13 protein-coding genes are annotated in these 13,127 nt (G+C 48.7%); 8 read left to right on the forward strand and 5 right to left on the reverse strand.

Annotation, left to right across the window (positions count from 1 at the left end; all coding sequences use genetic code 11):
- The first annotated feature begins 114 nt into the window (after nucleotides 1-114).
- From ICW23_RS15500 to ICW23_RS15515, 4 genes are read left to right on the forward strand one after another with little or no spacing between them, the layout of a single operon-like run.
- Nucleotides 115-1,068 carry an ABC transporter permease gene (locus ICW23_RS15500; RefSeq protein WP_045926248.1) on the forward strand — a complete coding sequence of 318 codons (954 nt, stop codon included), beginning with the start codon at nucleotides 115-117 and terminating at the stop codon, nucleotides 1,066-1,068.
- Nucleotides 1,058-2,005 (forward strand): iron chelate uptake ABC transporter family permease subunit, encoded by a 948-nt coding sequence (locus tag ICW23_RS15505; RefSeq protein WP_064778210.1) that lies wholly within the window; start codon nucleotides 1,058-1,060, stop codon nucleotides 2,003-2,005. Before ICW23_RS15500 ends, ICW23_RS15505 begins: the two co-directional genes overlap by 11 nt.
- Nucleotides 1,999-2,757, forward strand: a complete 759-nt coding sequence (locus ICW23_RS15510; RefSeq protein WP_016937256.1) for an iron ABC transporter ATP-binding protein — start codon at nucleotides 1,999-2,001, stop codon at nucleotides 2,755-2,757. Before ICW23_RS15505 ends, ICW23_RS15510 begins: the two co-directional genes overlap by 7 nt.
- 21 nt (nucleotides 2,758-2,778) lie before the next feature.
- On the forward strand, nucleotides 2,779-3,723 hold the full coding sequence (locus ICW23_RS15515) for a siderophore ABC transporter substrate-binding protein (RefSeq protein WP_016937255.1): 945 nt from the start codon (nucleotides 2,779-2,781) through the stop codon (nucleotides 3,721-3,723).
- Between the two features lie 41 nt (nucleotides 3,724-3,764).
- Here the strand turns inward: ICW23_RS15515 and ICW23_RS15520 are convergent, their stop codons facing one another.
- The 4 genes from ICW23_RS15520 to ICW23_RS15535 form a co-directional block, all read right to left on the reverse strand.
- The gene (locus ICW23_RS15520) at nucleotides 3,765-5,189 is read right to left on the reverse strand and encodes an MDR family MFS transporter (protein WP_188154748.1); all 1,425 of its coding nucleotides are present in this window, start codon (nucleotides 5,187-5,189) and stop codon (nucleotides 3,765-3,767) included.
- 17 nt (nucleotides 5,190-5,206) lie between these two features.
- Nucleotides 5,207-6,082 (reverse strand): TetR/AcrR family transcriptional regulator, encoded by an 876-nt coding sequence (locus tag ICW23_RS15525; protein ID WP_188154749.1) that lies wholly within the window; start codon nucleotides 6,080-6,082, stop codon nucleotides 5,207-5,209.
- A gap of 161 nt (nucleotides 6,083-6,243) precedes the next feature.
- On the reverse strand, nucleotides 6,244-6,990 hold the full coding sequence (locus ICW23_RS15530; RefSeq protein ID WP_188154750.1) for an NADPH-dependent oxidoreductase: 747 nt from the start codon (nucleotides 6,988-6,990) through the stop codon (nucleotides 6,244-6,246).
- A 16-nt stretch (nucleotides 6,991-7,006) separates the two neighbouring features.
- Nucleotides 7,007-7,294, reverse strand: coding sequence for a putative quinol monooxygenase (locus ICW23_RS15535; protein ID WP_012116809.1), 288 nt, complete (start codon nucleotides 7,292-7,294; stop codon nucleotides 7,007-7,009).
- A 141-nt stretch (nucleotides 7,295-7,435) separates the two neighbouring features.
- On the opposite strand from ICW23_RS15535, the gene ICW23_RS15540 reads away from it, so the two are divergent.
- On the forward strand, nucleotides 7,436-7,750 hold the full coding sequence (locus ICW23_RS15540) for an ArsR/SmtB family transcription factor (RefSeq protein WP_003156322.1): 315 nt from the start codon (nucleotides 7,436-7,438) through the stop codon (nucleotides 7,748-7,750).
- Nucleotides 7,751-7,776: 26 nt separating this feature from the next.
- Here ICW23_RS15540 and gabR read toward each other — a convergent pair whose 3' ends face one another.
- Nucleotides 7,777-9,186: a MocR-like transcriptional regulator GabR gene (gene gabR / locus ICW23_RS15545; protein ID WP_188154751.1), complete on the reverse strand. Its 1,410-nt coding sequence runs from the start codon at nucleotides 9,184-9,186 to the stop codon at nucleotides 7,777-7,779.
- A 108-nt stretch (nucleotides 9,187-9,294) separates the two neighbouring features.
- Here gabR and gabT point away from each other — a divergent pair, with 108 nt between their 5' ends.
- From gabT to ICW23_RS15560, 3 genes are all read left to right on the forward strand, one after another.
- Nucleotides 9,295-10,602 (forward strand): 4-aminobutyrate--2-oxoglutarate transaminase, encoded by a 1,308-nt coding sequence (gene gabT, locus ICW23_RS15550; RefSeq protein WP_188154752.1) that lies wholly within the window; start codon nucleotides 9,295-9,297, stop codon nucleotides 10,600-10,602.
- 105 nt (nucleotides 10,603-10,707) lie between these two features.
- Complete coding sequence (gene gabD, locus ICW23_RS15555; protein ID WP_016937248.1) at nucleotides 10,708-12,096, forward strand: succinate-semialdehyde dehydrogenase; 1,389 nt, start codon at nucleotides 10,708-10,710, stop codon at nucleotides 12,094-12,096.
- 155 nt (nucleotides 12,097-12,251) lie between these two features.
- Nucleotides 12,252-13,115: a RhaT/GlcU family sugar-proton symporter gene (locus tag ICW23_RS15560; protein WP_016937246.1), complete on the forward strand. Its 864-nt coding sequence runs from the start codon at nucleotides 12,252-12,254 to the stop codon at nucleotides 13,113-13,115.
- Nucleotides 13,116-13,127 lie beyond the last annotated feature (12 nt).

Here is a 13,127-nt window from a genome sequence, read left to right on the forward strand (position 1 = left end):
GGAAAGATGATAAGATTATAATTGTCGTTGATAATGATAATCATTACGAGTGGGGATATATGGGAGTTGTTTGGCAATGAGTCATACCGTTTGTGATGGGTGCGGGGAGGCAGCATGAAGCTACGTTACTTACTTTTGCTACTGGCGGTATTGGCGTGTACTTCTATTTTTATCGGTGTAGAAGACTTGTCGCCGCTGGATATTTTTCATTTAAATAAAGAACAGGCAAGTACATTATTTGACAGCCGGCTGCCGCGTTTGGTGAGCATTATCATTGCCGGCATGAGCCTGAGCATCTGCGGATTAATCATGCAGCAGATCAGCCGAAATAAATTTGTATCGCCGACGACTGCGGGAACGATGGACTGGGCAAGGCTCGGGATTTTGATTTCATTAATGCTTTTTACGTCAGCGAGTCCGCTTGTGAAAATGTCTATCGCTTTTATTTTCGCATTGGCGGGAAATTTCCTGTTCATGAAAATCCTCGAGAGAATCAAGTTCAATGATGCGATTTTTATTCCTCTCGTCGGTTTAATGCTTGGGAATATCGTCAGTTCAGTCGCCACGTTTATCGCGTATAAATACGATCTGATCCAAAACCTGTCGTCCTGGCTGCAGGGGGATTTCTCATTGGTCGTCAAAGGCCGGTACGAGCTTTTATATCTGAGTATCCCGCTGGTGATCATCGCTTATGTCTATGCGGATAAATTTACGGTGGCGGGAATGGGAGAGAGCTTTTCCGTCAATCTCGGCATGAAATACAAACGCGTCGTCAATATCGGTCTGATTATCGTGTCGCTCATCGCGTCACTTGTGATTCTGACCGTCGGGATGCTGCCGTTTCTCGGTTTGATCATTCCCAATATCGTGTCGATCTACAAAGGGGACAACCTGAGGAGCAGCCTGCCCCACACAGCTCTCTTGGGCGCTGTTTTTGTGCTGTTTTGCGACATTTTGGGAAGGGTGATCATCTTCCCTTACGAAATTTCCATCGGCCTGATGGTCGGTGTTATCGGCAGCGGCATCTTCCTGTATATGCTGCTAAGGAGAAAAGCATATGAGTCATAATCAAAAAATTACGCTGCTGGCGGCGCTCGCCATGATATGTATCGGATTCTTTTTGTTCTACGGACTGGGCAACTGGGAATACTCCCTGCCGAGACGGTGCTTCAAAGTGCTCGCCATGATGCTCACCGGGGGAGCGATCGCATTTTCAACGGTCATCTTCCAGACGATTACAAATAACCGCATACTGACACCGGGCATTCTAGGCCTCGATTCCCTGTATATGCTCATTCAGACCGTCATCGTGTTCCTGTTCGGTTCAATGAATATCGTCATGATGAACAAAAACCTTAATTTCGTCATCTCCGTCGGGCTGATGGTGCTCTTGTCACTCGTATTGTATCAACTCATGTTTAAAGGCGAGGGGCGGAACGTGTTTTTCCTTCTGCTTGTCGGCGTCGTGTTCGGCACGCTGTTCAACAGTCTGTCATCATTTATGCAGATGCTGATTGATCCGAATGAGTTTCAGGTTGTTCAGGACAAAATGTTTGCCAGCTTTAACAATATCAACACCGATCTTTTAGGATTTGCCGGTGCCGTCTTTCTTCTGACAGGCATTTATGTCTGGCGGTTCACACGGTTTTTTGACGTGCTGTCGCTTGGCAGGGAACACGCCGTCAACCTTGGGATTGATTACGATAAGCTTGTGAAGCAGATGCTCATTGTTGTCGCTGTTCTTGTGTCTGTCTCTACGGCTCTTGTCGGGCCGATTATGTTTTTAGGGCTGCTTGTCGTCAATCTGGCGAGAGAGTTTTTAAAAACCTTCAGGCACACGTATTTAATCGCGGGGTCTGTTCTGATCAGCATCATTGCGCTTGTCGGAGGCCAGTTCGTCGTGGAAAAAGTGTTCACGTTTTCCACGACGCTGAGCGTCATCATTAATTTTGCCGGCGGGATTTATTTTATCTATCTGCTGTTAAAGGAGAATAAATCATGGTAGAGGTCAAAAATGTAAGCAAACAATACGGCGGGAAAGTCGTCCTTGAGAAAACGTCTCTTTCCATTCAAAAGGGCAGGCTGACCTCGTTTATCGGTCCGAACGGCGCGGGAAAAAGCACGCTGCTGTCTATCATGAGCCGGCTGATTAAGACGGATTCCGGAGAAATCACGGTTGACGGGCAAGAGATCGGTTCCTGCAAAAGCAATGAGCTGGCGAAAAAAATCAGCATCCTGAAACAGACGAACCAAATCAATATCAGGCTGACGATTAAAGACTTGGTCAGCTTCGGCCGATTTCCGTATTCCCAGGGGAAACTGACGGATGAGGATTGGGTGCACATCAACCAGGCTCTCAGTTATATGAAGCTTGACGACTTAAAGGATAAATATCTCGATCAGCTCAGCGGAGGACAGTGCCAGAGGGCGTTTATCGCGATGATTATCGCTCAGGATACGGATTATATTTTTCTCGATGAGCCGCTGAACAATTTAGATATGAAGCATTCCGTTGAAATGATGAAGCTGTTGAAGCGGCTTGTGGAAGACTTCGGAAAAACGGTCGTCGTAGTGATTCACGATATCAACTTCGCTTCCGTATACTCAGACCATATCGTTGCTCTGAAAAACGGCCGGATCGTCAAAGAAGGGCCGGCGGAGGAGATTATTGACACTTCCGTGCTTGAAGACATTTATGATATGACCATTCCGATTCAAGAGATTGACAGTCAGCGGATCGGTGTGTATTTTTCTTAAAAACCAGATGAGGTGAGAGACATGAAAAAATTCGCATTGCTATTCATTGCGCTAGTTACGATTTTTGTTGTTTCTGCATGCGGAAACGGGGACAAAACATCCGGCAAATCAAAAGAAATGATCACGATTAAGGACGACATGAACAAAGAAGGAGTCAAAGTGCCGAAGAACCCGAAAAAAGTCGTCGTATTCAACTTCGGAATGCTGGACACGATGGATGAACTCGGTTTACAGGACCATGTGGCGGGACTTCCGAAACAAAACCTTCCAAAATACTTATCTTCATACAATAGTGATAAATACGCCAATACAGGCGGTTTAAAAGAACCGGATTTTGAAAAAGTCGCAGATATTGATCCGGATTTAATCATTATCGCCCACAGACAATCTGATTCTTATAAAGAGTTCTCAAAAATCGCGCCGACGATTTATCTTGATGATGACTATACAAACTACGTTGACAGATTCAAACACAACACCGAAGTGATCGGCAAAATCTTTAACAAAGAAAATGAAGTGAAAGATAAGCTTGCGAAAATTGACAAGTCCATTGCCGATCTGAAGAAAAAGACAAGCAGCACGGATAAAAACGGTTTAGTGGTGATGGCGAACGACGGCAAAATCAGCGCGTTCGGATCTAAATCAAGATACGGCTTCATTCATGATGTGTTCGGCGTTAAACCGGCTGACAAAAACATCGAAGCCTCACTGCACGGACAAAGCATTTCCTATGAATATATCGCCAAAACAAACCCTGATTACATGTTTGTCGTTGACCGCGGAACAGCGATCGGCACAAAATCTTCAACAAAACAAGTGGTTGAAAATGATTATGTGAAATCGGTGAAAGCCGTGAAAAACAACCATGTTGTCTACCTTGACTCAGCTACATGGTATTTATCAGGAGGCGGCCTGGAATCCATGGCGCAAATGGTGAAAGAAGTAAAAGACGGAATCGAGAAGTAAAAAAAGAACCCGGTCACATACGTGATCGGGTTCTTTTTGGTTTAACGCGTGACGGCCTGCTGCCGCTCAGGCTGACGCGGTTTTTTCTTCAAAGTGAAAGATAGCAGGAAGCCGGCCAGCGCGATGCAGGCGGCCACGACAAATGCCGCATTCATGCCGTGCAGAGCGGCGTTTGCCGGAGCTGACGTATTTGCGTGTGCGGCCTGGCTGCTCATAATGGAAACAAGCAGCGCCGTACCGATAGAACCGCCGATTTGGCGGACGGTATTGTTCATGGCTGTGCCGTGCGGAATTAAGTGGCGCGGCAGGGCGTTGATTCCCGCTGTCGTCACCGGCATCATAATCATGGCTGTTCCCAAAAGCCGCGCGGTATAAACGACGACAATCCAAATGAGAGAAGTCGAGTCCGTCAGATTCATAAACGGCAGGGACGTGAGCAGGATGATAAAGAATCCGGTCATCGCAAGGCCCTTTCCGCCGATTTTGTCAAAAATCCGGCCGATAAACGGAGACATCATCCCCATCACAACCGCGCCCGGCAAAAGCATTAATCCGGTATCAAACGCGGATACGCCCCGGACCTTCTGCGTGTAGAGCGGGAGAATGGTTTCCGTTCCGATCAGCAGCGCGAAAACAAGCGTGCCGAGCAGGGTGGTCAGGCTGAAAATCCCGAAAGAAAACACGCGGAATTCCAGCATCGGTTTTTTGAGCTTCATCTGTCTTGCGATAAAGAAAATCAGCGCGACCGCTCCGACAAGCAGCGAGGTCAGCACTTCAGTACTGGTCCACCCTGATGAACCGGCGCTTGAGAAGCCGTAAAGCAGGCCGCCGAATCCGAGGGTCGATAAGATCACGGATAAAATATCAATCTGTGTTTCTCGTAATGTCGTGACGTTTTTCATCAGAATAATCGCTAAAAGCAAATCGATGACCGCGATCGGAAAGATGATATAAAACAAAGAGCGCCAAGAGAATGCTTCGACCGCCCATCCGGAAAGCGTCGGGCCGATTGCCGGCGCGAACGAGATCACCAAGCCGACCATACCCATTGCGCGGCCGCGCTTTTCAATCGGAAAAATCGTGAGAAATACCGTCTGCATGAGCGGCAGCATGATTCCGGCGCCGGCCGCCTGGATAATCCGGGCTGTTAACAGTACCGGAAAGTTCGGAGCGAATGCACCGACAATGGTTCCGGCAGTGAAAATACTCATGGCGGTAATCAAGAGGGTGCGGCTCGTAAATTTCTCTATTAAAAACGCTGTAATCGGGATTAAAATCCCGTTCGTCAGCATAAACGATGTTGTCAGCCATTGCGCTTTGTTGGCGTCTATATTGAAGTCATTCATAATGTGCGGCAGCGCCGTAATAAGCAGCGTCTGGTTCAAAATGGCGACGAACGCTCCCGCCAAAAGAATCCCGACAATGACAGAGCGGTTGTATGGTGCAGTTTTAATACTCTTATTCAAGCTGATTCCTTCTTTCTTTATAGTTTGAGCAATGTTTTAACGGCTGCAAGCGGCTGGTGCAGCGGTCCGGCCTGTTCCAAATAACCGATGAGCGCTTTTATGAGAAAATCCCGCGGCTGTTTGTCCGCTGATTCTTTCTCCAGCATGGCCGCCGCGGAAGCGAGACCCGCGGCATCATATTTCTCCTCAGGAAGGGCTGAGACGGCTTCTTTCAGCTCCTTCAGGCTTTCAGCCAGCAATACGGTTTTGTCTTTCGGCTCAAATGAGGAAGCGGAGGCGATATAAAGGTCAATCATCTCCTGCGGCAAAGCGGTTTCGGTTTTCCTGTGTTCGACGATGAGATTGAGATGGCGGATGATAAACTCCGTGAGAGGTTCCAGGTCGAGCGGTTCTTTTTCCAGCTTAATCAGCGTGATGCATTCTCTCAGGAGCCCCTGCAGGACAATCACCAGCTCCCATACATAAGGAATGATGTCTTCGCCGTACGTCTGAATCAGTGAATCGCGATGCCAGCAGATAAAAGTGGAACGGGCCCTGTGAATATGCCGTTTTACCCGGTCATTAATAGAGGAAGGGCTTCCGTACATCAGCATATTAAAAAACTGCTGATTGCGCCTGAAGCCTTCAAGCTCAGCCATCAGTTTTTTGGCAAACCGTTCCTCAGGAGACAGGCTTGTTTCTTCATTCAATAGTGAAGCGGCCGCTACCATCTGTTTCTGGTTAAAATCGAGCAGCTCCAGAAGCAGGTCTTCCTTCGATTCAAACAGCTTATATAAAGATGCTTTGGAGACTTTGCACTCCTCAGCAATCGCCTGCATCGATACCGACGAAAAGCTTCTCCCCGAAAAAAGCTTTCTTGCCGCCAGCAGAATATCCGTTTTCTTATCATTCATAAGCCCAGATTCCTTCTTTCGTCACAATAGAAAACCCATCGGTTCACAGAAAACCAATGAGTATATGATGAAAATATTAACAAAAATTTTTGCGCAGTGTCAACGCTTTTGTTTGAGAAAAAGAAAAAACCTGCCGGAGCGTTTCCGGCAGGCTGATGCGCTTATTTATCCGTTTTAAACCCTTGTTTTTCAAGCATTTCACGAATGTGCGGATAATAAAGCTGCTTATAGTAAGAGGTGATGCCTTGTGACCAGTTTCTTGTTTCCTGTCCGCCTGTGCGGTTTTTCATGTATTCGGACATCTGCTTGTCATAGGCTTCGATATGTGTTCTTAAATCTTCCTCTTGATACGTTTCATGATGCAGAACGGCTGCTTGCGGCAGACGCGGTTTTTTCGCGGAGCGGTCTGCCGGATGGCCGATGACGAGACCGGAAACCGGGAAAACGTATTTCGGGAGTTTCAGCATTTCAATGAGTTCATCCGGCTTGCCGCGCACGGCTCCGATCGGCACAGTGCCGAGTCCCATTGATTCAGCCGCGGCTGTTGCCGTACCGAGCGCAATCCCGACGTCTACTGCGCCGACAAGAACGGACTCTAAACCGTTCGTGATCTCAAGCGGCGTATCATTGTATTCTTCAAGCGCAATTTTGGCGCGGTTAAAATCAGCGCAGAATAAAAGGAAAACAGGCGCTTGGTCAATCCACGGCTGGCCGCCGGCCAATTCGGATATTTTTTTCTTCCGCTCCTTATCTTTCACCGCAATAACGGTAAATTGCTGGCCGTTAATGGAAGTCGGCGCTGCCTGAGTTGCTTGGATGATAAGATCCAGCTGCTCATCCGATACGGGTTCATCTGTGTAGCTGCGGATGGAACGGTGGTCTGTTAATATTTGAAGGACTTCGTTCATGTCATTCATCCTTTCGTTACTCTGACAGTTCTGTGCGGACGACGTCAAGCGGCGCACTCAGCACTTCTTTTGCTTTTGCCACGAATCCTTGGAAATGGTCAGTTGCGTTGTGGGATTTCATCGCTTCTTCATCTTTCCATTGCTCAAGCATAACGAACGTATTTTCCTCACCGACTTTTTCGAAAAGGTCGTATTGCACATTTCCTTCTTCCGCGCGTGAATGCTGAACAAGTGATTGCGCTTCTCCTAAAAATTCCTCGCGTTTATCCGCTTTTACTTTCATGTAAGCCTGTAAGACGATCATTGTTATTCCTCCTGATTGGGTTTATTTGTTATAGTTCGAATATTATCGAACTAACTGTAACATGTTTCGCAGGGAATGGTAAAGAAAAAACCCTCACCGCCTAAATTGTCACCCGCCGCTTTTATGTGTTACATTTGACTCATGAACATTCCAAATCATCCTGAAACCGACCGCTTACAGCTGACAAAGGTTCTTCATGCTCTGAGTGATCCGCTCCGCTTAGAGCTGGTCAAACAATTGGCGGAAACAACTGAAAAAACGTGCGGCACATGTGCGGATGTCCGGGTCGCCAAATCAACGCTGTCCCATCACTTTAAAGTGCTCCGGGAAGCGGGGATCGCCCAAGTGCGCATAGACGGGAAGCACCGTTATTATTCCCTGCGCAAAGATGATTTACAAGCGGCGTTTCCCGGCCTGCTGGAGGCGATTTTGCAGACAGAGCCGGACCGCTGGTAAATAGTCCCCGAATTCCGGGGGTTTTTTTATGCGCCGAAAACCGTCCGGTAAAGCCTTGCGACGCCTTCCTGAATATCGCTCTCCTTCAGGCGGGCGAAGCCGAGAATGAGCTGCGGCTTATTTGAATCGCCTCCCGTTTTCAGGCGGAACCGGCTCATCGCAAACAGATCAAGCTGTTCTGCATCCGCCCGCGCCAACATTTCTTTTTCTGAACGGGCGCAGTCAAACTCCGTGACAAAATGAAGCCCGGCATTGGCGCCCTTTACATTGATTCTTTCCCCGAAGGTTTCTTCCAAAGCCGAAATAAGGCGCTCCCGCATGTTCTTATAATGCTGCTTCATCTTTTTTATATGTTTCTGATATTCACCTGAATCGATAAATTCTTTAAGCGCCAGCTGAGCAAGCGTGCTGCACGTATTAAGGTCATACGTTCTCTCTTTAAACGTCCGCAAAAGCCCGGGCGGCAGAACCATGTAGCTGATGCGCAGGCCGGGGAAAAGGGACTTTGAAAAGGTCCCCATGTAGATGACATTTTGAAACCGGTCAAGGCTTTGAAGCGCAGGGATCGTGTCGGCGTCATATTTAAATTCACTGTCATAGTCATCCTCAATAATGAAGCGGCCGTTCTGTTCGGCGGCCCAGTTTAAAAGCTGAATCCGCCGGGAAGCGGGCATGATTACGCCTGAGGGAAATTGATGGGACGGCGTGGTGATCAATACACTGGGCCGGCGCCTTTCGATTTCGGCCATGGACATGCCTTTTTCATCGAGGCTGATCGTGGCCGTCTTTTTCCCGAGGTTTTGCAGCAGCCGGTACATCCTCATATATCCCGGGTTCTCCATCGCGTACAGCGCGTCTTTTGGCAGCAGTTCCGTCAGCAGCTGCATCAGCATTTGCGTGCCCGCCCCGAGCACGATTTGTTCCGGGCGGCATGTAACGCCCCTTGTCAGGGAAATAAGCCTCGAAATCGTTTCACGGACTTCGTATAAGCCTTGCGGATGGACGAGTTCTCCGAGTGTATGAAATGAACGGGCGGCTGCTTTATGCTCACAGCGGAACCAGCTTTTCAGGGGGAAATGCGCCGTATCCACGCTCATATGCGAAAATGAAATCCAGCCGCTTTTATCCGTCTCCCGCTCTTTTAAATCTTCAGGCAATAAGAGCGAAGGCGTTTCTTCATGATAAACCGTATCAATTTCCTCCACGAAAAAACCTTTTCTTTCGACTGCATATAAATAACCTTCCGAAAGCAGCTGCTGATAAGCCGAATTCACTGAATTCACGCTGACCTTCAGTGTCTCGGCAAGTTCCCGTTTAGACGGCACCTTTGTGTGGGGCATCAGGCTGCACTTCAAAACGGCCGCTTTTATGTGCTGATAGATCTGCTGGTATATATAATCCGCCGTTTCCGAATGATCAATGGAAATTGTCAGCATAAAGTCCATCCCCCCTTTCTGGTACCATAGATAAATTGATTTTGGTACTTTTCATCATACCAAAAAGAAGTCAGAATGATAAGAAAACAATGCAGGGGGATGAAATCTATGAGTCAAACAGCATCAACGGAAGTGACAACTGCCCAGTGGCAGCAAAAACGGGATCAATTCGTTTCCAAAGGGGTCGGCAACGGAAACCGCAGCATGGCGGTAAAAGGGGAAGGGGCGCTTTTATACGATTTGGACGGCAGACGATTCATTGATTTTGCCGGCGCGATCGGAACGCTGAATGTCGGCCATTCCCATCCGAAAGTGGTGGAGGCGGTGAAGAAACAGGCGGAGGAACTGATTCACCCGGGATTTAACGTCATGATGTATCCGTCTTATATTGAGCTTGCCGAAAAACTTTGCGCCCTTGCGCCGGGAGATCATGCGAAAAAAGCGATTTTTCTCAACTCCGGAGCGGAAGCGGTCGAAAACGCCGTGAAAATCGCCAGAAAATATACGAAGCGCCAGGCTGTCGTGTCATTTACAAGAGGGTTTCACGGCCGTACGAACATGACGATGAGCATGACAAGCAAGGTGAAACCTTATAAATACGGATTCGGCCCGTTTGCCCCGGAAGTGTATCAGGCGCCGTTTCCTTACTATTATCAAAAGCCGGCCGGCATGACTGACGAGCAGTATGACGACTTTATCATCAGCGCTTTTGATGATTTCTTTATCGCTGCAGTTGCGCCGGAAACGGTCGCTTGTGTCGTAATGGAACCGGTTCAGGGAGAAGGCGGTTTCATCATTCCTTCAAAACGTTTCGTGCAGCACGTCGCCGCTTTTTGTAAAAAACATGGCATCGTTTTTGTAGCGGATGAGATTCAGACCGGTTTTGCGAGAACGGGAACGTATTTTGCAATCGAGCATTTCGGGGCCGTCCCTGATTTGATCACCGTGTCCAAATCACTTGCAGCCGGATTGCCGCTGAGCGGCGTCATCGGCCGGGCGGAAATGCTTGATGCCGCCGCGCCGGGGGAACTCGGTGGCACATATGCGGGAAGCCCGCTCGGCTGTGCGGCTGCGCTTGCCGTCCTGGATATTATTGAAGAAGAAGGACTTAATCAGCGTTCTGAAGAGATCGGCCGCATCATTGAGCATCAAGCGCTCGAGTGGAAAAAAGAGCATGCCTGCATCGGAGAAGCGCGCAGACTCGGCGCGATGGCGGCCATCGAAATTGTCAAAGATCCGGACACGCGGGAACCGGACAAAGCAAAAGCCGCGGCGATCGCTAAAACGGCGAATGAGAACGGACTGCTGCTGCTGACGGCGGGGATTAACGGCAATATTATCAGATTTCTGACGCCGCTTGTCGTGACGGATGAACAGCTCAAAGAAGGCCTTTCCATTATCGAAGCAGCTCTGTGAGTTCAATTATTGGTATGCCGGCGGATGGGTCTGCTATCATGAAAGTGTGAGATATATCAACAAGCATTCAATGGCTTTACTATAGCAGAGAAAGGAATGTTCAATATGCCAGAACAATTAACAGTGTACAACCCGGCAACGGGAGAGGCGATCGAAAGCATCCCCCAGCAGACGGCCGAAGAAGTTGAAAAAGCGATTGAACGTTCACATCAAGCGTTTCAATCATGGTCCAAAACATCAGCGGGAGAACGTGCCTCACTTTTGAGAAAATGGTATGAGCTGATTGTTGAAAATAAAGAAGAACTGGCGGAATTAATTACGAAGGAAAACGGTAAACCGTACGAAGAAGCGGTCGGAGAAGTTTTATACGGCGCCGGCTATATTGAATGGTTTGCCGAGGAAGCAAAACGGATTTACGGCAGAACCGTACCTGCGCCGACAACGGGCAAACGGATCATCGTCACCCGCCAGGCGGTCGGCCCGGTAGCCGCGATCACGCCGTGGAATTTCCCGAATGCGATGATTACAAGAAAAGCCGCGCCCGCTTTGGCCGCAGGCTGTACGTTCATCATCAAACCCGCGGAGGATACGCCGCTTTCCGCTTACGCCCTTGCGCGTCTCGCATATGAAGCGGGAATTCCGAAGGACGTGCTGCAAGTGGTGATCGGTGACGGAGCCGAAATCGGAAACGTTTTTACCAGCAGCCCGAAAATCCGCAAAATTACCTTTACCGGTTCAACGCCTGTCGGCAAAATCCTGATGAAAAACAGCGCCGACACCGTAAAACATATGTCAATGGAGCTTGGCGGACATGCGCCGCTGATCGTAGATGAAGACGCTGATCTTGATCTGGCGGTAGCCCAAACAATGGCCTCTAAATTCAGAAATGCCGGCCAAACCTGCGTCTGTGCGAACCGTCTGATCGTACACGAATCCGTGAAAGACGAGTTTGCGAAAAAACTGAGTGAAGAAGCTGCGAAACTCAAAGTCGGAAACGGTCTTGAAAAAGGCGTAAACGTCGGCCCAGTCATCAACAAAAAAGGCTTCGATAAAATCGTCGCTCAAATTAATGACGCCGTGGAAAAAGGCGCAGAAGTGCTGACAGGCGGAACATATGACCAAAACGATGAAAAAGGATGCTATTTCGTGACGCCGACCGTGCTGTCAAACGTAGATACATCCATGAACATCATGCATGAAGAAACTTTCGGCCCGGTTGCGCCGATCGTTACGTTCTCAGATATCGATGAAGCGATCAAGCTTGCGAACGATACGCCGTTCGGGCTTGCGGCTTATTTCTTTACAGAAAACTACCGCCGCGGCATCTATATTTCTGAACAGCTTGAATACGGCATCATCGGCTGGAATGACGGCGGCCCGTCAGCGGTTCAAGCGCCGTTCGGCGGAATGAAAGAAAGCGGCATCGGCCGTGAAGGCGGTACGGAAGGCATTGAGCCGTATCTGGAAACCAAATACATGTCAATCGGACTTTAATAGTCAAAAAAAGATCCCCTGCTTCTGAGCGGGGCTTTTTTTAATGGGCAGTCTGCCGGTAAAATCGCCGGCAGGCTTTTTTGTTCTGATTTGAGAATAATCGGTTCAATTCCAGACAAAATAACAGCAAATACGATTGAAAGAAGGTCGCCATCATGGATATATTACTGGCTCTTCTCCCGGCTTTGTTTTGGGGGAGCATCGTGTTATTTAACGTCAAATTAGGCGGCGGGCCTTACAGCCAGACGCTGGGTACGACAATCGGGGCGCTCATCGTTTCGTTTGTGCTGTATCTGTTTGTCCACCCGGTGCTGTCCGGGCGCATTTTTATTGTCGGCATCATATCGGGGCTGTTTTGGTCGCTCGGCCAAAGCAATCAGCTAAAAAGCATCCAGCTGATGGGCGTTTCAAAAACGATGCCGATATCAACGGGAATGCAGCTCGTCTCGACTTCTTTATTCGGGGTGATCGTATTCAAAGAATGGTCAACCCCCATCGCGATTACGCTGGGCATTCTCGCCCTTATTTTAATCATCGTCGGTATAGTGCTCACATCTTTAGAAGATAAAAAAGGGCGGGCGGACGGAGAACCGGGAAACTTAAAAAAAGGCATTGTCATCCTGCTGATCTCTACGCTCGGTTATTTGGTCTATGTCGTCGTGGCCCGGCTGTTCGGCGTATCCGGCTGGTCAGCGCTTCTGCCGCAAGCGATCGGGATGGTTATCGGCGGGCTGCTCCTGACGTACAAGCATAAACCGTTTAATAAGTACGCCCTCAAGAACATTCTGCCGGGAATCATCTGGGCGCTCGGGAATATGTTTCTGTTCATCTCACAGCCGCGCGTCGGTGTTGCGACAAGTTTTTCCCTGTCTCAAATGGGAATCGTCATCAGCACGCTCGGCGGAATCTTCATCCTCCGTGAGAGCAAAACGAAGCGCCAGCTGGTCGCCATTGCCATCGGGATTATCCTGATCATCGTGGCCGCAATATTCTTAGGCATTGCAAAATCAAATTCATAACAACATGCAGGA

The organism is Bacillus sp. 1021, from assembly GCF_014534735.1.
Taxonomy (GTDB): Bacteria; Bacillota; Bacilli; order Bacillales; family Bacillaceae; genus Bacillus; species Bacillus siamensis.

What these genes read in the sequence shown, in the direction of transcription:
- ICW23_RS15500 (WP_045926248.1), top strand. Translation starts at nt 115, where the DNA reads ATGAAGCTACGTTACTTACTTTTGCTACTGGCGGTATTGGCGTGTACT.
- ICW23_RS15505 (WP_064778210.1), top strand. Translation starts at nt 1,058, where the DNA reads ATGAGTCATAATCAAAAAATTACGCTGCTGGCGGCGCTCGCCATGATA.
- ICW23_RS15510 (WP_016937256.1), top strand. Translation starts at nt 1,999, where the DNA reads ATGGTAGAGGTCAAAAATGTAAGCAAACAATACGGCGGGAAAGTCGTC.
- ICW23_RS15515 (WP_016937255.1), top strand. Translation starts at nt 2,779, where the DNA reads ATGAAAAAATTCGCATTGCTATTCATTGCGCTAGTTACGATTTTTGTT.
- ICW23_RS15525 (WP_188154749.1), bottom strand. Translation starts at nt 6,082, where the DNA reads ATGAATGATAAGAAAACGGATATTCTGCTGGCGGCAAGAAAGCTTTTT.
- ICW23_RS15530 (WP_188154750.1), bottom strand. Translation starts at nt 6,990, where the DNA reads ATGAACGAAGTCCTTCAAATATTAACAGACCACCGTTCCATCCGCAGC.
- ICW23_RS15535 (WP_012116809.1), bottom strand. Translation starts at nt 7,294, where the DNA reads ATGATCGTCTTACAGGCTTACATGAAAGTAAAAGCGGATAAACGCGAG.
- ICW23_RS15540 (WP_003156322.1), top strand. Translation starts at nt 7,436, where the DNA reads ATGAACATTCCAAATCATCCTGAAACCGACCGCTTACAGCTGACAAAG.
- gabR (WP_188154751.1), bottom strand. Translation starts at nt 9,186, where the DNA reads ATGCTGACAATTTCCATTGATCATTCGGAAACGGCGGATTATATATAC.
- gabT (WP_188154752.1), top strand. Translation starts at nt 9,295, where the DNA reads ATGAGTCAAACAGCATCAACGGAAGTGACAACTGCCCAGTGGCAGCAA.
- gabD (WP_016937248.1), top strand. Translation starts at nt 10,708, where the DNA reads ATGCCAGAACAATTAACAGTGTACAACCCGGCAACGGGAGAGGCGATC.
- ICW23_RS15560 (WP_016937246.1), top strand. Translation starts at nt 12,252, where the DNA reads ATGGATATATTACTGGCTCTTCTCCCGGCTTTGTTTTGGGGGAGCATC.